22 protein-coding genes and 1 pseudogene are annotated in these 23062 nt (G+C 47.9%); 11 read left to right on the top strand and 12 right to left on the bottom strand.

What is annotated here, in order from left to right; genetic code table 11:
• Window positions 1-10: 10 nt before the first annotated feature.
• Window positions 11-964, top strand: coding sequence for a carbohydrate kinase family protein (locus tag PV783_RS16185; protein WP_420988746.1), 954 nt, complete (start codon window positions 11-13; stop codon window positions 962-964).
• Window positions 961-1770, top strand: coding sequence for a class II fructose-bisphosphate aldolase (locus PV783_RS16180; RefSeq protein ID WP_420988745.1), 810 nt, complete (start codon window positions 961-963; stop codon window positions 1768-1770). Before PV783_RS16185 ends, PV783_RS16180 begins: the two co-directional genes overlap by 4 nt.
• A 46-nt stretch (window positions 1771-1816) precedes the next feature.
• Here the strand turns inward: PV783_RS16180 and PV783_RS16175 are convergent, their stop codons facing one another.
• Together PV783_RS16175 and PV783_RS16170 are read right to left on the bottom strand one after the other, a co-directional pair.
• Window positions 1817-1960: a hypothetical protein gene (locus PV783_RS16175; protein WP_420988744.1), complete on the bottom strand. Its 144-nt coding sequence runs from the start codon at window positions 1958-1960 to the stop codon at window positions 1817-1819.
• An 11-nt stretch (window positions 1961-1971) separates the two neighbouring features.
• Window positions 1972-2115: a hypothetical protein gene (locus tag PV783_RS16170; RefSeq protein WP_420988743.1), complete on the bottom strand. Its 144-nt coding sequence runs from the start codon at window positions 2113-2115 to the stop codon at window positions 1972-1974.
• A gap of 196 nt (window positions 2116-2311) precedes the next feature.
• Here PV783_RS16170 and PV783_RS16165 point away from each other — a divergent pair, with 196 nt between their 5' ends.
• From PV783_RS16165 to PV783_RS16150, 4 genes are all read left to right on the top strand, one after another.
• The gene (locus PV783_RS16165) at window positions 2312-2872 is read left to right on the top strand and encodes an RNA polymerase sigma factor (RefSeq protein ID WP_420988742.1); all 561 of its coding nucleotides are present in this window, start codon (window positions 2312-2314) and stop codon (window positions 2870-2872) included.
• An 88-nt stretch (window positions 2873-2960) separates the two neighbouring features.
• Window positions 2961-4007 carry a FecR family protein gene (locus PV783_RS16160; RefSeq protein ID WP_420988741.1) on the top strand — a complete coding sequence of 349 codons (1047 nt, stop codon included), beginning with the start codon at window positions 2961-2963 and terminating at the stop codon, window positions 4005-4007.
• A gap of 126 nt (window positions 4008-4133) precedes the next feature.
• Entirely contained in the window at window positions 4134-7325 is a 3192-nt protein-coding gene (locus PV783_RS16155; RefSeq protein ID WP_420988740.1) for a SusC/RagA family TonB-linked outer membrane protein, read from the top strand.
• 11 nt (window positions 7326-7336) lie between these two features.
• Window positions 7337-8722: a RagB/SusD family nutrient uptake outer membrane protein gene (locus tag PV783_RS16150; protein WP_420988739.1), complete on the top strand. Its 1386-nt coding sequence runs from the start codon at window positions 7337-7339 to the stop codon at window positions 8720-8722.
• Between the two features lie 285 nt (window positions 8723-9007).
• On the opposite strand, the gene PV783_RS16145 is transcribed toward PV783_RS16150, so the two are convergent.
• The 3 genes from PV783_RS16145 to PV783_RS16135 form a co-directional block, all read right to left on the bottom strand.
• Window positions 9008-9973 carry a pectinesterase family protein gene (locus PV783_RS16145; RefSeq protein ID WP_420988738.1) on the bottom strand — a complete coding sequence of 322 codons (966 nt, stop codon included), beginning with the start codon at window positions 9971-9973 and terminating at the stop codon, window positions 9008-9010.
• A gap of 138 nt (window positions 9974-10111) precedes the next feature.
• Window positions 10112-11275 carry a mannonate dehydratase gene (gene uxuA / locus PV783_RS16140; protein ID WP_420988737.1) on the bottom strand — a complete coding sequence of 388 codons (1164 nt, stop codon included), beginning with the start codon at window positions 11273-11275 and terminating at the stop codon, window positions 10112-10114.
• Window positions 11262-11465, bottom strand: a complete 204-nt coding sequence (locus PV783_RS16135; RefSeq protein ID WP_420988736.1) for a hypothetical protein — start codon at window positions 11463-11465, stop codon at window positions 11262-11264. Before PV783_RS16135 ends, uxuA begins: the two co-directional genes overlap by 14 nt.
• 152 nt (window positions 11466-11617) lie before the next feature.
• Here PV783_RS16135 and PV783_RS16130 point away from each other — a divergent pair, with 152 nt between their 5' ends.
• The 5 genes and pseudogenes from PV783_RS16130 (at window position 11618) to PV783_RS16110 (ending at window position 17836) form a co-directional block, all read left to right on the top strand.
• Window positions 11618-12658 carry a LacI family DNA-binding transcriptional regulator gene (locus PV783_RS16130; RefSeq protein ID WP_420988735.1) on the top strand — a complete coding sequence of 347 codons (1041 nt, stop codon included), beginning with the start codon at window positions 11618-11620 and terminating at the stop codon, window positions 12656-12658.
• A 168-nt stretch (window positions 12659-12826) separates the two neighbouring features.
• The gene (locus tag PV783_RS16125; protein WP_420988734.1) at window positions 12827-14977 is read left to right on the top strand and encodes an alpha-glucuronidase family glycosyl hydrolase; all 2151 of its coding nucleotides are present in this window, start codon (window positions 12827-12829) and stop codon (window positions 14975-14977) included.
• Window positions 14978-15005: 28 nt separating this feature from the next.
• Complete coding sequence (locus PV783_RS16120; protein WP_420988733.1) at window positions 15006-15755, top strand: SDR family NAD(P)-dependent oxidoreductase; 750 nt, start codon at window positions 15006-15008, stop codon at window positions 15753-15755.
• A 32-nt stretch (window positions 15756-15787) separates the two neighbouring features.
• A pseudogene (locus tag PV783_RS16115) lies at window positions 15788-15877 on the top strand (hypothetical protein); the annotation flags it as partial.
• Between the two features lie 39 nt (window positions 15878-15916).
• Window positions 15917-17836 carry a sialate O-acetylesterase gene (locus tag PV783_RS16110; protein WP_420988732.1) on the top strand — a complete coding sequence of 640 codons (1920 nt, stop codon included), beginning with the start codon at window positions 15917-15919 and terminating at the stop codon, window positions 17834-17836.
• Window positions 17837-17845: 9 nt separating this feature from the next.
• Here PV783_RS16110 and PV783_RS16105 read toward each other — a convergent pair whose 3' ends face one another.
• The 7 genes from PV783_RS16105 to PV783_RS16075 form a co-directional block, all read right to left on the bottom strand.
• Window positions 17846-18589 carry a hypothetical protein gene (locus tag PV783_RS16105; RefSeq protein WP_420988731.1) on the bottom strand — a complete coding sequence of 248 codons (744 nt, stop codon included), beginning with the start codon at window positions 18587-18589 and terminating at the stop codon, window positions 17846-17848.
• 5 nt (window positions 18590-18594) lie between these two features.
• Window positions 18595-19611 (bottom strand): bestrophin family protein, encoded by a 1017-nt coding sequence (locus tag PV783_RS16100; RefSeq protein ID WP_420988730.1) that lies wholly within the window; start codon window positions 19609-19611, stop codon window positions 18595-18597.
• Window positions 19589-20278, bottom strand: coding sequence for a potassium channel family protein (locus tag PV783_RS16095; RefSeq protein WP_336386006.1), 690 nt, complete (start codon window positions 20276-20278; stop codon window positions 19589-19591). The genes PV783_RS16100 and PV783_RS16095 overlap by 23 nt, the downstream gene beginning before the upstream one ends.
• A 120-nt stretch (window positions 20279-20398) precedes the next feature.
• On the bottom strand, window positions 20399-20812 hold the full coding sequence (locus PV783_RS16090; protein ID WP_420988729.1) for an arsenate reductase ArsC: 414 nt from the start codon (window positions 20810-20812) through the stop codon (window positions 20399-20401).
• A gap of 16 nt (window positions 20813-20828) precedes the next feature.
• Window positions 20829-21356, bottom strand: coding sequence for a DUF6428 family protein (locus PV783_RS16085; protein ID WP_420988728.1), 528 nt, complete (start codon window positions 21354-21356; stop codon window positions 20829-20831).
• 11 nt (window positions 21357-21367) lie between these two features.
• The gene (gene arsB, locus PV783_RS16080; protein ID WP_420988727.1) at window positions 21368-22462 is read right to left on the bottom strand and encodes an ACR3 family arsenite efflux transporter; all 1095 of its coding nucleotides are present in this window, start codon (window positions 22460-22462) and stop codon (window positions 21368-21370) included.
• 24 nt (window positions 22463-22486) lie between these two features.
• Window positions 22487-23020 carry a GNAT family N-acetyltransferase gene (locus PV783_RS16075; protein WP_420988726.1) on the bottom strand — a complete coding sequence of 178 codons (534 nt, stop codon included), beginning with the start codon at window positions 23018-23020 and terminating at the stop codon, window positions 22487-22489.
• Window positions 23021-23062 lie beyond the last annotated feature (42 nt).

The following is a 23062-nucleotide window of genomic DNA, read 5'->3' as shown; positions in this document are numbered from 1 at the left end:
AAACATCGTTATGAACAACACAACGTTTGATGTACTGGTGGTCGGGGAACTGAATGTAGACCTGATACTCAACAAGCTTAATACGCTGCCCGCACTGGGAAAGGAGATACTGGCAAAAGACATGACCTTTGCCCTGGGCAGCAGCGCCGCCATCTTTGCCTGTAATCTCAGTACACTTGGCGCTGCCGTTACCTTTGCCGGGAAAATAGGCAACGACTTCTTCGGTCATAAAGTACTGTCGGAATTATCATCCAAGGGAGTGGATACTTCCGGTATCGTATACAGCCGGACCGCCGGAACCGGCATCAGCATTGCCTTTAGCCATGAGCAGGAAAGAGCCATGATCACTTATCCCGGGGCTATGGAAGAACTGGACATTGCAGACATTACCGATGCGATGCTCACAAGCGCCAGGCACCTGCATGTAAGCTCCATCTTTTTGCAGCCTGCCCTGAAACCGGATCTATGCCGGCTTTTTGCCCGTGCAAAAGAGCTGGGCCTCACCACCTCTCTTGATCCGCAGTGGGATCCTGCAGAACAATGGGATATAGATCTGCCTGCCCTGTTGCCTTATGTAGATATCTTTCTGCCCAATATCGCCGAGCTATGCGCCTTCACCGGCGGCACCAGCGTTTCCACCTGCCTGCAAATGATCAGCGCCTATGCCAATATTGTAGCCGTTAAGCATGGGGAAGCAGGCGCCTATATCTGGGATGGACAGTTACTCTTCCATCAGCCTTCTTTTACACAAACAGATATCGCAGATTGTATCGGGGCGGGCGATAGCTTTAATGCAGGCTTTATCAGTCAGTATATCCGTAAACGTTCGTTGCAGCAATGCGCCGAATACGCCGCCCTGGCGGGTGCTGTAAACACTACCGCACCCGGTGGTACTACGGCCTTTCATAGTCTTGATACCTTCCACGCTATCGCCATTCAAAAATTTAATTACCTACCGGCATGAACCTGAAACAACAATTACAGCAATGCTCACAGTCAGGCTCCGCCTTGCTGGCCGTGAATTTTTATAATTTCGAAACACTGAAAGGATTGCTGATGGCCGCCAAAGCAGCCAACTGCAGTCTGATATTACAACTATCAGAAAGCACCCTGCAATACCTGGGCATCAACTCCGCGGTTAATATGGCCAGGGTGGCGCTTCGTCAGTACGGCGTAACAGGATGGGTACATCTTGATCACGGAAGCAACATCCATACAATCCGTGAATGCCTGGATGCCGGCTTCGACTCCGTGATGATTGACGCCAGTGAAAGATCTTTTGAAGAAAATATTCGTACTACCACCGCCGTTGTAAGGGTCGCCGCCGGCTATGATGTTAATGTAGAAGCAGAACTGGGATATATCGCCAAACTGGGACAGGAACAAACAGCCTCCTTCACCAGCCCGGAACAGGCACGGCACTTTGTAGAAGAAACCGGTGTAAACGCCCTGGCCATCGCCATTGGTACCGCGCATGGCTTCTACAAATCACCTCCTCATTTGCAGATCGATCTGCTAAAACAGATCCATGCCGCCACGCCCGCCGCCCTTGTATTACACGGCTGCTCCGGCGTTCCGGACGACCAGCTAAAAGAAGCGGTTAAAAACGGTATTACCAAAGTGAACCTGGCTACGGAAACAAAAAACATTTTCATGAAAACACTGCAGCAACAGTTGCTGGACAGCCAGGATATAGACCTGCGCAGGGTTTTCCCCAAAGCCATCGATGCTGTAACGGAACTGATATCGCGGAAGCTGAGTGTAATATAACAAGAGGAGATATATGGAAGCTGAGTACGATACGCCATGTAACGTGCTAACGCTCCATTATCTCCTTTAAGTTTTGCAGATCCTTTGTTACCGCTGCTGCATCTTCATTAAACTCACTGTCTGTTTTACCCGGCATCCTGAACAATGTAAAAGTAAATTCACAGCCGTTGTTGTTAGCAATAGCCCGCATCGGGTTGTTTACTATTTCGCCATTGGGAAATGTAACTTCGTGATCAATTTTACCGGATAAGTCATAGCCGTTTTATTTACCGGTTGTTTGGATGAGTTGTTACAGGCGGCCAACAATAAACAACCCAACATTACAATGGCTGTTATCTTTTTCATATTACGTCAGTTTGATAGTTTACGCCATCCGATCTATGTAATGTGTTCAGATGATACTCCAAATGTAATTGCGAATATTCACTCCCGGTTTGTAAAAATACGACAAGATTTTCAGCAGCCGGTTGCGCGAAAGAACCGGATTTAACGTTGGAGTAACATTGTCCTGCTACTTTCGATAAAATAAATAATCACCGCTTTGACTTCCTTTTTGAATCCAGTAGACGTGATGGCATTTGATAGCATCTATCATCAGTATCACCATGCAGTTTTTAAGAACATCTGCCGGTTGGTTGACCGGCATGATATTGCGGAAGACATCCTGCAGGAAGTATTTCTCAGCTTCTGGGACAGTCGCCACCAGCTGGACCTTACACAGGGAGCCGGCAACTGGTTATTTACAGTTAGCTATAATAAATCATTACAGTATTTAAAGAAGCTGGCCCTCGAAAAATCAAAACTGTCTGTATATCCCGCCATCCGGGATACAATGGAAGAGGATAGTCCGGGCCTCCGGGAAAGCCGGCTGACGCTGATCGACGAGGCGATCGAAAATCTTTCTCCCCGTAAAAAGAAAGTGTTCCAGCTATGCCGTCTGGAAGGTAAAACCGCTAATGAGGCCGCCCGTATTCTCGGCATTTCACATCATACCGTAAAAGAATATCTCCAGTCCTCTTCTGAGTCCATCCGCTCTTACATTGCCTCCAACCAGCCTACCGTACCGGTTTTGGGGGCGATCTTCCTTACTATTTACCTGTAACAGGAACGCCTGTTTTTTTGTTAACAATTCCGTAACCTATACCTATCCCCTCTTTTTCCCCTCTTCTTACTTTTTATACCTGAAAGATATGAAACAGATTATTGCGCTGATACAGAAAATAAAAGACGGAAAGGCTACCGCGTCCGACGTGGTGCTCCTGGAAACAATGCTGGAGCAGGAAGAAGACGCAGTGCTGCGGCAGTCGCTGCGGGAAGCCTTTGACCGCGCAGTGATCACCGGCGAGCAAACACTGACGCCTGAAAAAACTGCTTCTATATTAATGCAGCTCCATAACAGGATGGAAGCGCAGGAAGCACAAATACATCGTTTGCCAATACGGAGCTGGCACAGCAGGTTACTGCCATATGCCGCAGCTGTTGCCGGATTGATATTGCTGGCGGGCCTCGTTGCCATGTATTACAGCAACCTGCAGAAAAAAGGACCGGGCAATATCGCTGTGGTGCAGCAGCATGTGAAGTTCATCCGCAATACTACCCTCAAAACAGTGACCATCACTTTGCCGGAGGGTTCCCTGGTAACAATGGAACCGGGCGCCGCTTTGTTGTATGCAGATAGCGCTGTACGCAATATCACGCTGCAGGGTAAGGCTGTTTTTAATGTGAATGCAAACAGGGATAATCCGTTTACAGTATCTGCCGGCAATACTGTTACGATGGCATTGGGAACCTTGTTTACGGTAGATGCGCAGCATCCGCAGATGGTAACTGTAAAACTGGAAACGGGTAAAGTGCTGGTACGTACAAAAGATGGCACTACTAAAGAAGACATCTATTTGCAACCTGGCGAGGAACTTCATTTCGACAGCGCCCTGCATCAGTATTCAGTAGCGAAAGCAGCGGCCGGTGCAGCACGTTCTGCCAAAGGAAATGCTGACACAAAACATGCGGTACTGATGGCATTCAATAATGCGCCACTGGACAGTGTACTCGGTAAACTTGAAACTGCTTTTGGCATCAACATCCGTTATGAGCAAAGCGATGTTGATGGCGCTTATTTCACCGGCCAGATATTGAAAACAGATTCATTACAGAATATCCTGGAAGTTATTTGTCAGCTAAACAACCTGGAACTTACACCGGGAGAGGGAAATATGTCAATCAGGAAGATCAGATAACATCATTCATCTACAGCTATATAATGCATTAACACCTGCAGCATGTGCACGTGCCAGGCTATCTATTTTTAAACTTTAACTAACACCTGTCAAAAAATGATCAGACTTTTAAAAAGGTACCTCTGTGTGCTTTTAGTGTTCAGCTGTGTACTGCATGCCCATGCGCAGGACACAGACATCGCCGTAACTATTAAAGGTAGTGTTATGAGTGAAGGTGGCGAACCACTGCCTGGCGTGTCTGTAATGGTTAAACAGCGTAATGGCAGCGATAAGATAAACACCACCACAGATGAAAAAGGGGTTTTCAGGTTACAGGGAATGAAAACCGGCGCCCTGTATGATTTTACGTTTAGTTTTATTGGTTATGAAAACAACCTGTTAAACGGGTTCCAGGTAAAAGACGGGAACAGCAACCTGTTGCTGATCCGTATGAAAGAGGCCAGCAAAGGACTGAATGAACTGGTGGTAGTGGGTTATGGTACACGTACAAAAAAAGAGCTGACAGGCTCCGTGTCTTCGCTCCGTTCGTCTGACCTGAAACAGCAGGCAGTTACCTCTTTTGACCAGGCGCTGGCCGGTAAAATGGCCGGTATCCAGGTGATGCAAACCAATGGCGCACCCGGCGGGAATGTTTCTATCCGCGTGCGTGGCGTAGGCTCTATCAGCGCCGGCAATAATCCGTTGTTTGTTATAGATGGCCTGCCTATTACCAACGATACCCGCAGCGCTTCCCCCGGTGTAAATAATTATCAGCAGCCCTTTAATCCGCTGGCATCTATCAATGTGAATGATATTGCGTCCATCGATGTGCTGAAAGATGCCGCATCTGCCGCCATTTACGGTTCCAGGGGATCCAACGGCGTGGTACTGATCCGTACCAAAAAAGGAGAAGCCGGTAAAATGACTGTCAACTACGACGGCAGTTATGGCCTGCAGGAAGTAAACAAGCATGTAGATGTACTGGACGCATATGATTATGCAAAGCTCGTGTATGAAGGCCATAACAACGCTTACCTGGATGCTGTGCCTACCGGCAAACCAACAGATCCAAACAGTGTAAGACCACAAAATCCCTCTACCCGGATTCCGCCACAGATACTTCCTTACCTGGAAGGTAAACCCGGGCTCACCAATACCGACTGGCAAAAAGAAATTTTCAGGCAGGCGCCTATGCAAAGTCATACGGTTAGCGTATCCGGCGGCAACGAAGATCTTTCCTACTATTTCTCCGCCAACTACTTTAACCAGGATGGTATCGTGATCAACAACAACTACAAGCGCTATTCCAGCCGCTTCCGTGTTGATGGCGGCTCCGGTAAATTCCACTTTGGTGTGAACATGACGCCTTCCTATACGGATAACCGTTTGGTGAATGCAGAAGGCCCCTGGTTTGCGCCTAATTCCGGCGTAATTGCACTGGCGCTGGGCTATGCTCCTATTTTCCCGGTGCGCAACCCCGATGGTACCTTTGCGGACTCTGTGAATGTATGGGGATACGGACAAACCAACCAGCTGAATCCCGTAGCGGTAGCTTCCCTGGTGAAAGACCGGATCAAGAATTTCCGTTTAACGGCGAATGCCTATATGGAATATGAATTCATTAAAAATCTGAAATACCGCATTGTTGCAGGCACAGACCTGAACAGCTTCCGCAGGGATTATTACCGGCCGTCCAACTTACCGCTTCCTTCCGGTACGCTGCCGTCTGTAGCAACAGGCTTCTCCAACACGGATATGTACACCAACTGGCTTACCGAGCATACGCTTACCTACAATAAAACTTTTGGTAAACATAAATTAGATGTACTGACCGGGTTTACGGTGCAGAAAGAAAACCAGGAACACAATACCCTTACTGCCAACAACTTTCCCACGGACATCGTTACTACCCTGAACGCGGGACAGGTAAATGCAGGCGGTTCCAGCCTGGAACAATGGAGCCTCAACTCCTGGCTGGGCAGGGCACAATACAGCTACGCCAACAAATATTACCTGACTGCCTCTATCAGGCGCGACGGATCTTCCCGTTTCGGTATCAACCGCAAGTGGGCATCCTTCCCTGCGGTATCAGGCGCATGGCAGGTTTCCAACGAACCATTTTTCCGCAGCGTAAAACAAATCAGTTCTTTAAAGATCAGGAGCAGCTATGGTCTTACCGGTAACTTCCAGATCCCGAACTATGGATCGCTGGCACAAATGAGTAATGCAAACAGTAACTACATCCTGGGGAACCAGACGCTGGTAAACGGCGTGTCTGTAACCAGTCCGGCTAACCCCAACCTCACCTGGGAAAGTATGGCCAGCTTTGACCTCGGACTGGAAATAGGTTTGTTTAACGAGATGTTGAACTTTACGGTTGACTACTATAATGCGAAAACCACCAAGCTGCTGCTCAACCTGCCTGTTCCCGGCGCATCCGGCTTTAGTACCTATCTGCAGAATATCGGCGCAGTAAACAATAAAGGGCTGGAAATATCACTGTCTTATAATAAAAAGATCGGGAAAGACTGGCAACTGGAAGGAAATGCCAACATTGCCTTTAACACCAATAAGGTAACCAGGTTAGGTTCTTCAGGCGCTCCTATCATTGCCACAGGCGGCACCGGCAATACTTACTTCATTACTAAAATTGGTGAAACCATCGGTTCTTACTATCTCTACGTGGCAGATGGTATTTACAAGGATCAGCGCGACCTGGATACTTCCGCTAAAACCAGCAATCCTACACACGTGGGCGATCTGAAATTTAAGGATATCAACGGCGATGGTAAGATTGATGCCAACGACAGGGCTATTGTGGGCAGTTTCCAGCCGAAATACATTTTTGGGTTCAGCAATACGGTGCGTTATAAGAATGTAGATCTGAGTATTTCTATCCAGGGCAGCCAGGGTAACAAGATCCTTAATCTCTTCAGACGTTATATCGCCAATGTTGAGGGTAATTTCAATAACCTCAGCGAGGTAAAAGATCATTATGTTTCGCCGGAAGATCCGGGGAATGGTAAAGTAAACCGCGCCAACAGGCTGGCTACAGGCGGTAACGGTATCACTTCATCCTGGCATGTGGAAGACGGATCGTATGTACGGATCAGGAACATTGCGCTTGGCTATAACTTCCCCACCGCTATGCTGGGCAGGGCAGGCATTTCATCTGCAAGGATCTATGGCGCCGTTCAAAATCCGTTCACCTTCTCCAAATATTCTTTATTTAATCCAGAGATCAGCAACCGTACGGAAAACGCGCTTACAGCCGGAGAGGACTATGGTTCCTACCCGCTGGCACGTACTTACATGATTGGTCTTAACGTCACTTTTTAATGCAGCAAACCATGAAAAAATATAAACTTTATCTTCCGGTACTGGTATTAATTTTTGCCTCCTGTAATAAAGAGTTCCTGGATCTCAACCCCGTGTCTACCATAGCACCCGGCCAATTCTTTAAAACCGCCGGCGATGCGGTAACTGCGGTAAATGGCTGTTATGCTTCACTTGCGCAGAGCAGTCAATACGGCGCCACCTTTGAAATACTGATGGAGGCACGCGCGGACAATTTTACAGACCAGGACCCTTCTTCCAATGCCGGTCAAAACTACCAGATCAACCGCTATTCGGATAATCCTGGCAATACCAACTTTTACAATGCATGGGTAGGCGTATATAACGGCATCTTCCGGTGCAACACGCTGCTGGCTGCTATTGATGGCATCAGCATGGATGAAACATTGAAAAACCGTATTAAGGGAGAAGCGCGTTTTATCAGGGCACTGGATTATTTTAACCTGGTAAGGTTGTGGGGAGCAGTACCGTTGCTGACTACTACCACAGATCCGGTTAACGCCGTAAACCTTAAACGCGATGATGTAGCATCCATCTACAAACAGGTAGAAGAAGATCTTACTTTCGCCGCCGCCAACTTACCTGCAACATACGCTGCTACAGAGTCAGGGCGTGTTACAAGCGGCGCAGCAAAAGGATTACTGGGCAAGGTATATCTCTACCAGAAAAAATATGCCGCTGCTCAAACCGTGCTGCAGGATGTAATAAACAGTAACGTATTTACGCTGCTGCCCAAAGTAGCGGATGTATTCAGCACCAACAATAAGTACAATGCGGAAATACTGTTCGCCGTACGCTATGCAAAAGGTGTAGCCGGCCAGGATCATGGCTTCTGGTACGCCAATTCACAAACGATCACAGTAGATACCACACTGCTGAAAGCCTATGACGACGCAGATCTGCGCAAACCGCTGTCGGAATCCGTTAAGCCAACCGGCAATGCCAATATGATGCCGCGTAAGTTCGTGGACGAACCCATTAACGGAAACGCTGGCAACGACTTCCCGGTATTACGCTTTGCAGATGTGCTGCTGATGCAGGCAGAGATCCTCAATGAGCAGGGATACGGCGCCGCGGGCAATGCGTTTACTTACCTGAATATGATACGTACCCGCGCTGGTCTCCCGCAGCTAACGGCTACCAACCTGCCGGACCAGGCCAGCTTCCGGAATGAAATATACCGGCAACGCCGCCTGGAGCTGTCATTTGAATGCGACCGCTGGTTTGACCTGCTACGTACCAACCGCGCCGTTTCCGAAATACTGGCTAATAAAAAGGTGAGTCTGCCGGCCTTCCGTCTCATTTACCCCATACCACAGCAGGAAATAGATATCATGAATAACAAAGCTACTTTCCCACAGAACCCGGGATATGATTGATAAAGCAGAAGAGTCTTTATAAGCGGCACCGGTTATTTCCTGGAGAAGTAACCGGTGTCGTATTTTTTAGCACCGGTTTACCTGAAAACTTTTTGTAAGAAGGCGCTGGAGTAGTCCATCGTTTTATCAAACCACGGGTCGAAAAACCAGAACGGGGTGCGGCGTATCCGGCAGCTCATGGGCTTATTTCAGGTAACCGCTTCCAGGAATACTGCGAAAAAGCGTGTACAGCCACTCCCATACCTACAGTCAATAGAACGCCTATCTTTCGTATATTCATACCAGTTATTTTTCGTTGTAAACGGGATTCCATCCACCTAATATTTTTACCGGCGTATATTCTTTTGCCTGTTTGCCGCTCAGCTGTTTGCTCCACGGCACCCTTCCTGTAACAACAGCCCCTTCTCCCCTGTTATCGTATTCTGCGTAAAAAGCAGTTTGTTCATTCTCTGTTTTATCCCAGTTGTGCCAGCCGGCCGGCAGGATATGCTTTCCCAATTCGCAACGGATGAAAACGGTACGGGCATAGGCGCGCCAAGGTCTGCCGAGGTATACCTTACCTGCTTCTTTGTTTGCGGTGATGTTACATTCCAGGAACACATATCCATATGCCTGCTCTTTTGTGGTAGCAGCAGCAGTGATATAGGAATCCGAAAGACTCCGGATAGTACAATGATGGAACAAGGCTGTAGCCGGACCAAAAATGAAATCGGTAGTCCCTTCAATGAGGCAATTCTCATAATACTGGCAGCTGTTGCTGTTGGCCGTTAGCAGCGTATCCTGGTTGCCAAGCAGGTTACAGTTGCGGATCACGAAATGATCGCCGTCTACATGCAGGGCAACGGCCTGGCCTACACGTCCTGCCGTATTCCGTATAGTCAGGTTTTCTATTGTCACGTCGTTGCCTTGTACCCATACGGTGTAGGAGTTGAAAGTGCTGAGCTTCTTATCTCCCACTATCTTACCGGAATAATCATCGTTGGTAATAATAGTACTATCACGACTTTCGCCAATGAAGGTGATATTCGTTACCCATGAAGGGATCACCAGTTTTTCAGGATATATCCCATTCTTAACAGTAATGGTAAGTGGTACGGGAGAATAGGCCCTTACGGCATTCACCGCTTCCTGGATGGTTGCATAATCCCCGCTGCCATCTTTAGCCACTGTTAAGCGTGAGGGGTATGTTTGTTGTGCCATTGCGCCTGTGGCGAAGAGGATAACGAGTAAGAGGTAAAATAGTTGCTTCATGATAATGCTGATATGGAATTCTGGTCTCCGTTAGCAGAATCAAGCTACAGAAATATACATGCAAAAAAGTATTTTTTTACGCAATCGTTGCCGGAACGCCGTGGCATAGCATTACAGGAAATGCACTGCAGCTTTATCCTATAACACGCTGGCAAGACCAATTTGCAGCCCGCGGAGTTCAGCAAGTCCCTTCAGCCGCCCTATGCAGGAATAGCCCGGATAAGTGGTTTTAGCCAAATCATCCAGCATCTGGTGACCATGATCCGGCCGTACCGGCAGGGAAACATTCCGTTGTTTCATCAGTAACAGTAACGCACGTACGATAGCCACCATATCTGCATCTCCATCTAAATGATCTGCCTCAAAAAAGTTCCCGGATGCATCGCGCCGGGTGTTGCGCAGGTGAAGAAAATGAATGTGCGCACCCAATCGCTGAATGATGCCGGTAAGATCGTTACCAGGCCGTACACCCAGAGAACCGGTACAGTAACACAGTCCGTTTGCCGGCGAAGGAACGGCGTTCACGATTGCAAACAAGTCGGATTCTGAACTGACAACACGGGGCAATCCCAACACCGCATAAGGCGGATCATCAGGGTGTATAGCCATTTTCAGGCCCAGTTGTTCCGCCACGGGCACCACTTCTTTCAAAAAATAAAATAAGTGCTCCCTTAATGTTGAAGCATCTATCTCTTTATATGTTTCCAGTGCCGTCAGAATTTCTTCCGGCGTAAAGCGACCAGTGCTGCCTGGCAGCCCCAGCAGCGCGTTCCGGAATACTTCGTTTTTTTGTTCGTCCGTATGTGTATGCAGCCATTTTTCTGCTGCTTCAATTTCAGCTGTACTATAGTCTTTTTCTGCATGCGGTCTTTTTAGCATGAAGAGATCAAACGCTACAAAGGCGGCGCGTTCATAATAGAGTGCCTTACTGCCGTCGGGCATGGTGTGACTAATATCCGTGCGGACCCAATCCAGCACCGGCATGAAGTTATACGTAATCACCTTTATGCCGCAGGCGGCGAGGTGTTGCAAACTCTTCTTATAATTTTCTATATGCGCGGGGTAATTACCACTGCGCCGTTTTATATCCTCGCTTACGGGCAGGCTCTCTACTACCGTCCAGCTCATGCCTTCGGCTTCTATGAGGGACTTCCGTTGTTGAATTTCTGCTACCGGCCAAACATCTCCCACCGGGATATGATGCAGCGCGGTAACCACACCTGCACAACCGGATTGGCGGATGTCCTTTAAACTAACAATATCATGCGGCCCAAACCAGCGCATGGTTTCATGCATTAACATAAATGTTATTTTTTTCTGAAGATGCTTTGAATACTATGGCATCTTTAATACGATCTGCGCCAGGAAAAGAAGGCTGTAAAAAAGCCATGGTCAATATCCGGCTGATGGACAGCCTGACAATGCCCCGCGTCAGAGGCACCGTAAAAAGATGAGCGCTACCGGATTTTGGTTGATCAATAAGTTGTTTCATAACGGGCTTTTTACGTAAAAAAAATGGATTGCTGGCTGATGGGTCAGGGCTCGTCCAGTGAAACGAATATAAGAAAAAATCAGATTTACGTAACCGATTGCATTTTTTTATTCAGAAAAAGTTCATTTCCTTTGAGAAACAGCTGTACTAAAATGCCAGAAGACCGGGAAGCCACGATATACGACATAGCCAAATACCTGAATGTTTCGGCCGCCACGGTGAGCAGGGGGTTGAAAAACAACCCTATGATCAGCAAAAACACCCGGAAAAAGATTGTGGAGGCTGCAAAAACGCTTGGTTATCAATCCAATACATTTGCCAGCAGTTTAAGGAGCAGGCATACCCATACACTGGGCGTGCTGGTGCCGCGGCTGAACAGTCACTTTATGTCGTCCGCCCTGGCCGGCATGGAAAATGCCGCCAACCGGCATGGTTACAACCTGATTATTGCGCAATCGCTCGAAGATGTAGAGAAGGAAAAGCGCAACGCGGCCACCATGTTTAATAAAAGAGTAGACGGACTCCTCATCTCCCTGTCGTCCAACGCGCAGGACATTAACCACCTGGAACCTTTCTTTAAACGGAAAATACCCGTAGTATTCTTCGACCGCGTGTTTCCCCATGAGGAAAGCACTTCGGTTGGCATCAATAACCACGAGGCGGCCTATAATATTACCAAACACCTGATAGGGCAAGGCTGCAAACGGATCATGCACCTGGGAGGAAATTTACTGCGGAATGTGTACCAGGAAAGGCTTAACGGCTACAAGAAAGCGCTGCAGGACCATCACCTGCCCTTTTCCAAAAAGCTTTACTTATCCAGCACGCTTTCCGAGCAGGCCGGTACAGATGCCGCCAGGTATATCCTGGACTTAGCTCCCGGTGAGCGCCCGGATGCCGTATTTTCCGCCAACGACACGGCCGCCGTGTACTGCATGCTGGCGCTTAAAGCCGCGGGCCTGCGCATTCCGGAGGATATTGCCTTTGCCGGTTTTAACAATGACCCCATCAGCAGGGTGATTGAGCCCAATCTTACTACGATGGACTATTCCGGCAACAGTATAGGCGATACCGCCGCTACCTATTTAATCAATCATCTTAAAGGGATCAGCAACCTGTATACCACCGATGCCATTACGCTCCGTGCGGAAATGGTGATCAGGGCTTCTTCCCTGAAAAAATTACCGGAATAGGTTTTTTTTTGTGATATTTACGCAACCGATTGCGAAAATAATGCGTAAAATGAGGCATTTCGCCACCTTTCGGAACCCGGCACTAAAGAATTATTCCACGATTATGATACCTTGTTCCGGCATCATTGTCAGAAAGACACTAATTCAATAAAATAGTTTGTTGTCTGTATGAAAAAACACACGTTATTGATTTTATGCCTCTGCTGCATCCTGATAGCAAAAGGAGAAAACGGTTATGATCTCTGGCTGAGATATAAACCTGTAGGAAATAAAACACTTCTGCAATCCTACCGCGAAAATATTACTACGATCATTACCAGCGGATCATCTGCAACGATGGATATTGTAAAGAATGAACTATCAACAGGCTTGCAGGGTTTGCTTCAAACAACCATAGATCACAGCACCGCTGTTAACCGCCACGGCGCCATCATTGCAGGCACTCCCCGCTCCTCCCCGCTGATCAGCAACGCCGGGATAGCCATACCACTGCAACAAGCCGGTGAAGAAGGATTTGTTATTCTTTCTAAAATACTCAACGGCAAACGGTGTATCCTCATCAGCGGTAACACAGAAAAAGGTGTGCTGTATGGTACCTTCCATTTTCTGCGGCTCCTGCAAACGGAGCAATCCATTCAACAGCTAAATATTATTTCCGCGCCAAAGATCCGCCTCCGGATGCTGGATCACTGGGATAACCCCGACAGAACCGTAGAAAGAGGCTACGCCGGCTTTTCTATCTGGAACTGGCATACGCTGCCCGGTTATATTGATCAGCGTTATATCGACTATGCGAGGGCGAATGCATCTATAGGCATCAACGGCACGGTAGTAACCAATGTAAATGCAAACGCTGTTGTGCTCACCCAACCCTACCTGGAAAAAGTAAAAGCACTGGCGGATATGCTGCGGCCCTACGGGATCAAAATCTATCTCACCGCAAGGTTCAGCGCTCCTATGGAAATAGGCGGACTAAAAACCGCGGACCCGCTGGACGCATCCGTACAGCACTGGTGGCAGGAAAAAATAAAAGAAATATATACCTATGTGCCTGACTTCGGCGGCTTCCTGGTAAAAGCCAATAGTGAAGGACAGCCCGGCCCGCAGGACTATAAACGCACACATGCCGATGGCGCCAATATGCTCGCAGATGCCATTGCTCCTTTTAACGGCATAGTGATATGGCGGGCATTTGTTTACAGCAACGAGAACCCGCTGGACCGCCATAAGCAAGCCTACGACGACTTTGTTCCCCTTGATGGTACATTCAGACCGAACGTATTGGTACAGGTGAAAAACGGGGCCATTGACTTCATGCCAAGAGAACCCTTTCACCCGTTGTTTGGCGCCATGCCTAAAACACCCCTGATGATGGAGTTCCAGGTAACGCAGGAATACCTCGGTCAGGGTACAAGCCTTGTATTCCTCGCGCCGTTGTTTAAAGAAACGCTGGAAAGCGATACATACAGCAAAGGCAAAGGCAGCACCGTAGCAAAAGTAATCGATGGAAGTTTGGATCATCATCCTTTAACCGGCATGGCCGGCGTGGCTAATATTGGCAACGACATCAACTGGTGCGGTCATCCATTTGCGCAGGCAAACTGGTATGCGCTTGGCCGCCTTGCGTGGGACCACACTATTTCCAGCGAACAGATCGCGGATGAGTGGCTGCGGATGACGTATTCCAACAACCCCCGGTTTCTGAAAACCGCCTCCCGGCTAATGCTGGAAAGCCGCGATATCATTGTACAATATTCCAACCCAATAGGGCTGCATCATATCATGGGTACCAGTCACCACTACGGCCCCGCACCCTGGGTAAATAACCAGCAACGCCCTGAATGGAATCCGGTTTATTATCACAAAGCCGACAGCTCCGGCATCGGCTTTAACCGCACAGCAACCGGCAGTAATGCGCTGGCGCAATACCAGCCGGCTGCAAGAGAACAATGGGAAAACATGCAGACCTGTGATGAAAAATACCTGCTGTGGTTTCATCATGTGCCCTGGAATTTCCGGATGAAAAGCGGGAAGAGCTTATGGGAAGAATTATGCTATCAATATTACACAGGCACTGAACGCGCAGGAAAGATGCAGGATACCTGGAAAAGCTTACAGCCCTTTGTAGATAAACAAAGATTTGAACAGGTAAACATGCTGCTGAAAATTCAGTATACAGAAGCCATCTGGTGGAGAAATGCATGTATCTTGTATTTCCAGACTTTCAGCAGAATGCCTATTCCGGCATCATACGAACAACCAGGCAAAACATTGGAGTACTATAAAAGTCTGCGGTTCCCTTTTGCACCGGGTATTTAGCCACAGCATATTAAACCAACGAAGGAAGATGACAGCAACAAAAAGAAAATTAGCTATTGTAACAGGCGGCGGTTCAGGCATTGGCCTGGCCATCGCTGAAAAGTTTGTGGAGCAGGGAATTGAGGTGGTGATTGCCGGAAGAAACCAGGAAAGGCTGGATGCGGCCCAACAAAAGCTGGGAGCGCTGTGTCATGCGATGGCGTGTGACGTAACCGATCTTGCCGCCATCCCCGGTTTTGTACAGGGAGTAATTGACCGCTACGGTCCTGTAGATATACTGGTGAACAACGCCGGCGCCAATATGAAAAAAGATTTTACGGAAGTAACAGATGAAGATTTTCAACAGATAATCCTTACCAATCTTACGGCCGTTTTTGCGATGAGCCGTGAAGTGGTAAAGAACATGCTGCAGCAACAGGCGGGTTGCATCATTAATATCAGCTCTATGGCCGCGCAGTATGGCATCCCAAAAGTGATTGCCTATTCCGCCAGCAAATCTGCTATTGACGGGATGACCCGGGCGATGGCCGTGGAGCTGTCGCCCAAAGGTATACGCGTAAATGCCATTGCCCCGGGGTTTATTTATTCCGATATGACCGCAAAGGCATTGGACAGCGACCCGGAAAGAAAAGCAAAGGTATTTGGCAGAACACCGATGGGAACAATGGGGCAACCTGCCGACATCGGCGAGGCGGCCTGGTTCCTTGCCAGTGATGCGGCCAAATTTGTTACGGGCGTAGTATTGCCTGTAGATGGCGGAAACAGTATTGGTTTTTAGCAACCCTTCACCGATGAAAAGGAGATTTCACCATCCATACTTATTGCTCTCCAACATTGAATTTCCACGGCCTGGAAAACGGCTTGCAGTATGCGATATCCGTTGACGATGAAGCGCCGCAAATGATCAGCATCTCCCTCTTCTTTTATAAAGTTCCTGATATGAAAAAATTAATACTCCTCCAGTTATTCCTTCTCGCTGTATTCAGCGGGTCCGCACAGTTGAAGTTGCCCCGGCTTATCCGCGACAGTATGATCCTTCAAAGGGATGAAAAAATAAAATTGTGGGGATGGGCCACCGGCAATGAAAAGGTGCAGATCCGTTTCAATGGTAAAACATACCAGACCAAAGCGGATGCAGGCGGTAACTGGGCGGTGCATTTACCACCTACCAAAGCCGGCGGCCCGTACAACATGGAGATTACTGCGGGTAACAAAATTACCCTGCATGATATTTTGTTTGGAGATGTATGGTTTTGCAGCGGGCAGTCGAACATGGTGCATCAATTGAATATTCACGACGTCACCTATGCCGGCGAAATTGCCGCCGCGAATTACCCGGAGATCCGGCAGTTCCTGGTACCCGGAGGTACCAGCTTATCCGGTCCTCAGTCCGACCTGCCTGGCGGTTCCTGGAAACCTGCTATCGGGGAAGATGTCAGGCCGTTTTCAGCGGTAGCTTATTTCTTTGCAAAAAAACTCTACGAAAAATATAAAGTACCGATAGGCATCATTAATGCCAGCGTGGGCGGCACGCCAATTGAAGCATGGATGAGCGAAGAAGGTTTGAAAGCTTTCCCGGCGCCAACTGCAACGATCCAAAAAAATAAAGACACCGCTTATCTCAATAGCTTCAAACGAGCCCCGGCAAACACCATCAAACCTCCGGCAGACGCAGGATTGACAGGCACCTACAAATGGTACGATGCCGCCTATATCCCCAAAGGATGGCGCAGGATCAATATTCCCGGTTACTGGGAAGACCAGGGCATCAAAGACCTGAATGGTGTGGTGTGGTACCGCAGGGAAATAGAGATCCCCGCTGCGATGGCCGGCAAACCCGCCAAAGTGTTCCTCGGGCGGATCGTAGATGCAGATGAACTTTACATCAACGGTCAACAGGTAGGGCGCACTACTTACCTGTATCCGCAACGCAGGTACCAGGTGCCTGCAGAGCTGCTGAAAGCAGGTAAAAACCTGTTTGTGGTAAGGGTTACCAATAACAGCGGCAAAGGCGGTTTTGTACCGGATAAACCTTACTGTATTTTTTCAGGCACAGATACCATTGATTTAAAAGGCGACTGGCACTATAAAGTGGGCGCGGCTTTCCCGCCATTGCCCCGCGAAAGCTTTACCGCGGGCATCAACCTTCAAAATCAACCGGCGGCGTTGTATAACGCGATGGTGTTTCCGGAACTCAATTATACCATAAAAGGATTTTGCTGGTACCAGGGCGAGAGCAATGCCGGTGAACCCAAACAGTACGCAAAGCTGTTACCGGCCCTGATCAGCGACTGGAGAGCTAAATGGAACCAGGGGCCACTCCCCTTTCTCTATGTACAGCTGCCGGGGTTTATGGATTATACCTATTTGCCAACTGAAAGCAGCTGGGCCATGTTCAGGGAATCGCAATTCAAAGCGTTGTCTGTTCCCAATACGGGAATGGCGGTAGCCATTGACCTCGGCGAGTGGAACGACATTCATCCGGATAATAAAAAAGAAGCAGGCGAACGCCTGGCCCTTGCTGCTATGAAAGTAGCTTATAAAGAAAATATTACTTCCAGCGGTCCGCTTTATCAATCATCTGTAGTGGAAGGGAATAAAATCGTTGTCAGCTTCACCGATGCTGGCAGTGGATTGATCACCAATGATGGCGAGATGCCCGCCACCTTTGAGATTGCGGGCGCTGATAAGAAATTTGTATGCGCCAGTGCGAAAGTAGAAGGGAACAAAGTGATAGTGTGGAGCGATGAAATCAGTGTACCCAGGTACGTTCGTTATGCGTGGTCCGACAACCCGGTGAACCCTAATTTGTATAACCGGGAGTTGCTGCCCGCATCACCCTTCAGAACGGATGAGTAAGGGCGGGGATTATTCGTAGTATTCTTTCAGCAGGCTTTTTCTTTCTTTTGTTTCAAGGTTGATGTAATCAAATCTTTTGTATTGACAGAAGGACCCCATCTCCTTGTCGCCATTGATAAAGATAGCGCCTGCCAGCATCACGTATTTACATGGATAGCTCGTTTCTTTCACCAGCACTTCCATGCGCCGGTCTATGGCTTCGTACATTACTTCCGTGGCCTCAAATACCTGGTTCTTTGCAGAGGTGATGCGGTATTTGTTATGCAGGAAAATCTGTTCAATGGTGTTCATCTGGAAATCCAGGGAACTGATATTACCATCGATGATTTCGTTGTTTAACAGTTTATTCAGCGCTCCTTTGGCCGCGCCGCAGCAGGCGGAGTTGCCGGATTGCCCGATACGGCTGATTTCACCAATGGTGCCATCTTTGGTGATGCCGATGTGCGGCGCATAGAAGATGATGACGGCGCCGTTTTCCGGTACATGGTGGGCAAATGCATTCATTCCTGTGATGCCTGCAAAAGGAAAGCCATTCAATCCGCCGAGGTGAAAGGGCCCAAGCATTTCGTATGCCCGTGGGGGATATTGTATAGCATTCACATCATCGCAACACATACTATCGGCATGCATCAGCTGATGCGGTTTTAAGTCCAGGTGTTTTTCGATGGTATCCAGTAAACGGTTAACCGTATCAATGGAAGTCAGCGCCCGGGGATACCATTTTCTCACGGTAGTAAGATGCTCGTTACTCATGTTTATTACATTAAGATGTTGTTAATAGCAGTGATGGGTGCGGGTAAATCTTTCTGGCCTAATATTTCTCTTACATCTATTTCAATATTCCGGCTGATCTGTGTAATGGGGACGTCGTTGGCATTTCCTTCAAAAGGATTTTCTGTGCTTTCTCCTATCTGTTCCAATACCAGGAATACCCAGCCAATCAATATACTGAAGGGGATGGTGAGCCAGATGATACCATCTCCAAACTTCTCTCCCAGCTTGGAAAACTCACCGATAAAACCTAAAGGCAACAGGGCACAAAAGGCAAAGGTAAAATAGAGGTTGATGCTGGAAAACTGCCGCGGATAGGGGAAGTTTTTGATGCGTTCTGCTTTACCCTGGTTGTCGTATAAGTCCTTCAGCTGATTTTCCAGCGCTACATAATTATAATCCGAAATATTGGCGGCTTCATTCAAACTTCTTAATTGTGCGGATTGAAGGGCAATGAGCTGGGTAGCCCTGTTTTTGGCAGATAGTATCTGCTGCCGCTCTTCTTCCGGTAAAAACGCTTTCAGTTCTTCTTCCAAACTACTTTCCCATTCGGGTACTTTATAGTATTTCAGGTATGCACGGTTGTAACTTCTTGTTTTTACATTCTCCCAGCTTTTTATTTCCCGTAACTGGAAACGAAGTGCTGTAAGCCATGCAAAATGGCGATAGATGATTTGCTGGTGTAATGCGGCTTCCTGGTTTTTATCGGCTACTCTTATAAAATCCCTGACCATAATGCCAAATGCGCGGCTGCTGTTTATGATAGCGCCGTAGATTTGCCGGGCTTCCCAGGTACGGTTATAGGTTTGTGTATTTCTGAATCCGGAGATGAAGGCTGCGGCGGTACCCAGCAATGCCACCGGTACCCAGGGAATAGCGAGCCATTTCCAGTTAAAAAAATAAAACAACAGCGTAGGAACCAGGCTTAAAACCAGCATGGTGTAAATCTTCGTTTGCGTCCACGGAATGAAATGTTGTAATCTATAACGGCTTGCTGTGTTCATCTGTGCTGTTTTTTGAAGAAAATTTACTGATGATGATTCCTACCAGTACCACGGTATAAAACTGTCCGGCAATACCAAAAACGGAGGTGATCAGCTTTGTGTAATGCGCACTGGGTGTGATGTCGCCAAAACCTATACTGGTTAATGTAATACTGCTGAAATATACCAGGTCCACGTAGGTGGCAGCGGGGTTTGACATATCAATGCCCTTGAACGAAGCCGGGTTCTGATACAGGAAATACTGCAACAGGAAAGTAGATATTTCAATCAGCAACAGGTAACCGCAGGCGGAAGCAGAAATGATATCGGCATTGATGTAGCCCGGCCTGATCAGGAATCCTACTATCTGCCAGAAGATAAAAATAAAGAATACCACATAGGCTACATTGAGAAAAAGGAAATAGCCGGGATAGCGACCCCAAAAACGCAGGCCGATGGGTAAGGCCAGTACAAGCAGGAACAGGGCGTTCCGGGTGACGTTTTTCCATTCGCCTTTTCCAATAAAAACACCCACGCTTGCCAGGCCCAGGATAAGCATATTGATTGGCCAGATTACTTCTGTGTAAAAAGGCAGATCTTTTAAAAAGATCCCGATAAACAAATGCTGCATCAGGGCAATGAGCAACACTTCATATTTATATTGCTGTAAGAATTGTTTTACGATCATCAGCGTGATGCTTGTCTAATGTCCGGATGGCGGCTGTTCACTTGCTACTGATGATAAATATAAATTAAAAATCAAAGTCCCCCAACTTATTTAACAGCCGGGGGAATTGAAGAAGAGATATTACAGGTACTGCTCTACAAAACCTTTTGTATAATCCTTGATTATTTGGCGCACGCTTCTGAACTCAGACATGATCTGGTCTTCGCTGCCGGTAGCTTTGGCCGGATCAGGAAAGTTTTCATGCAGCTTGATGGCAGAGGACGGGAAGAACGGGCATCTTTCTTTTGCATTATCACATACGGTGATCACGTAATCGAAATCGATGCCCTTGTATTCATTGATGTTATTGGAAGTATGTGTGGAGATATCAATTCCATCTTCCGCCATAGTGGCTATTGCGCGGGGATTTACGCCATGCGTTTCCACGCCTGCGCTGTAGATCTCCGCTTTATCTCCTGCGAAATATTTCAGGTAGCCTTCTGCTATCTGGCTGCGGCAACTGTTGCCGGTGCAAAGCACTAATACTTTTTTCATGGGTACATTTTATAAATTAGCAGCAACCGCCTCCTGGTGTGCAGGATTGGCCGGCTTCCATTGTTACCGGTATTTCCAGCGTTTTTGTTTTTGGTGATCCGCAGGTGGCGCCACGATCCGTTGCTTTGCATTGGGTGGCATCCGGCTGCAGGTTTACGACCAGGTTCTCTCCTTCCAGCAGCAATTCTTTCGGATACATCTGGCGGGTATCAAATGCAGCGTTGCCAAATTCAATCTTTACGATGGCTTTAGGATTCAGATCGAGGTTACGTTCCACGAGATCCACTATTTTCAGGGCTTTGTTTACTGCCATTGCGCGGTCTGTTTGTGCTTCTTCCGGTTCCCATAACTGCACGATGATCTCTGTCCAGGCATTTACCTTACCGCCGCAATCAACAGAAGTAATGGGCGCCTGTTTAATTTCGGTAATATGGTAAGAAGGAGCTACCAGTTTGTTGGCTGCATATTGAAACTGCAGGATTTGTTCCGGATGTTGTTGCAACTGGTCCTTAAAACTTTGCCAGGTCATTTTTGAATTACTCATGGTATAAAAATTTAAGTAGTTGTTGATATTGTATTAACAGGCGCTTCTACTCCGCCGCCATACCAGCGTTTACGGAGCCAGAAGGCAACATTTACGAGGGCAATGAGCGCCGGCACTTCCACCAGCGGTCCGATTACACCTACAAAGGCTTGCCCGGAGTTGATGCCAAATACGCCGATGGCTACTGCGATGGCCAGTTCAAAATTGTTGCCGGCAGCGGTGAAGGCAATGGAAGCATTTTTAGCATAATCTGCACCGGCGGCTTTTCCTAATGCAAAGCTCACCAGGAACATGATGGCAAAATAGATCATCAGCGGGATGGCTATTCGTACCACGTCCATCGGGATTTGTACGATGAGTTCTCCTTTCAGGCTGAACATAACGATGATGGTAAACAGCAAGGCAATCAGGGTAATGGGCGATATGAACGGAATGAATTTTTCCTGGAACCATGCTTCGCCTTTTAACGCGATCAGGCCGTACCTGCTGATAACGCCTGCGGCGAATGGAATGCCGAGATAGATGCCAACGCTTTTTGCAATTTCACCGATGGAAACGGCTACTGTTATGCCTTTCATACCAAAAACCGTTGGCAGCCAGGTAATAAATACATATGCATAAACGCTGTAGAGCAGCACCTGGAAAATACTGTTGAGCGCTACCAGTCCGGCTGCATACTCCCGGCTCCCATCTGCCAGTTCGTTCCAAACGATCACCATGGCGATACACCGGGCAAGACCGATCAGGATAAGTCCGGTCATATATTCCGGGTATCCGTGCAGGAACAAAACCGCGAGGCCAAACATCAGCACCGGGCCAATCACCCAGTTGAGCAACAGCGACAGGGATAGTACCTTTGTATTGCGGAACACCTTGTTCATTTTATCGTACTTCACTTTTGCCAGGGGCGGGTACATCATCAGTATTAATCCTATTGCCAGCGGAATGTTGGTGGTGCCGGTTGAAAAGGAGTTGATGAAGCCGGATGAAGAAGGAAAGAAATATCCTATGCCCACGCCAATGGCCATTGCCAGGAAGATCCATAAGGTGAGATACCTGTCTAAAAAGCCCAGTTTTTTACGTTGTGCCGGATTGCAGTTTTGCATGTCAATAAGAAATAAGTTCGTTTGTTAAATACCGGTTTTGGTGCTTCGTTTTTCCAGCAGCAGGGTATCGCGCCACCAGTCGCCCATTTTGCCGATCTTTTCCCGCCGGCCTACCAGGCGGAAACCATTTGCTTCGTGAATCTTTATGCTGGCGGTATTTTCCGGGAAGATGCCTGCCTGCAATGTCCAGATGCCATTCTCTTCACTTACTTCCACCAGCTTTTTCAGCAGGGCTTTCCCAACACCTTTGCCTCCTGCATTTAAAGCAACGTATACACTTACTTCGGCTACGCCTGCGTAAACGCACCTGCCGGAAACCGGTGTAAGCGCCGCCCATCCAATCACCTGGCTGCCTTCCATTGCAACGAGGCGGCACTTGGAAAGATGGGATTTATCCCACTCTTCCCAGGTGGGGGCTGCAGTCTGGAAGGTGGCGTTACCAGTGGATATTCCTTCCTGGTAAATAGCGAGTACGCTTGCTGCATGATCGGCTGTCATCGGGTAAATGGTCATAGCTATTTGTGCATTGATTTTTACGAAACGGTTGTTTACAGGCAACTCATTGTATCATTGCAATATTGCGATATATATAAGCAAATT

The organism is Chitinophaga sp. CC14 (assembly GCF_048957795.1).
Lineage (GTDB): Bacteria > Bacteroidota > Bacteroidia > Chitinophagales > Chitinophagaceae > Chitinophaga > Chitinophaga ginsengisegetis.
Note: the sequence above shows the minus strand (reverse complement) of the source record. Positions and strands in the feature narration are given on the sequence as shown.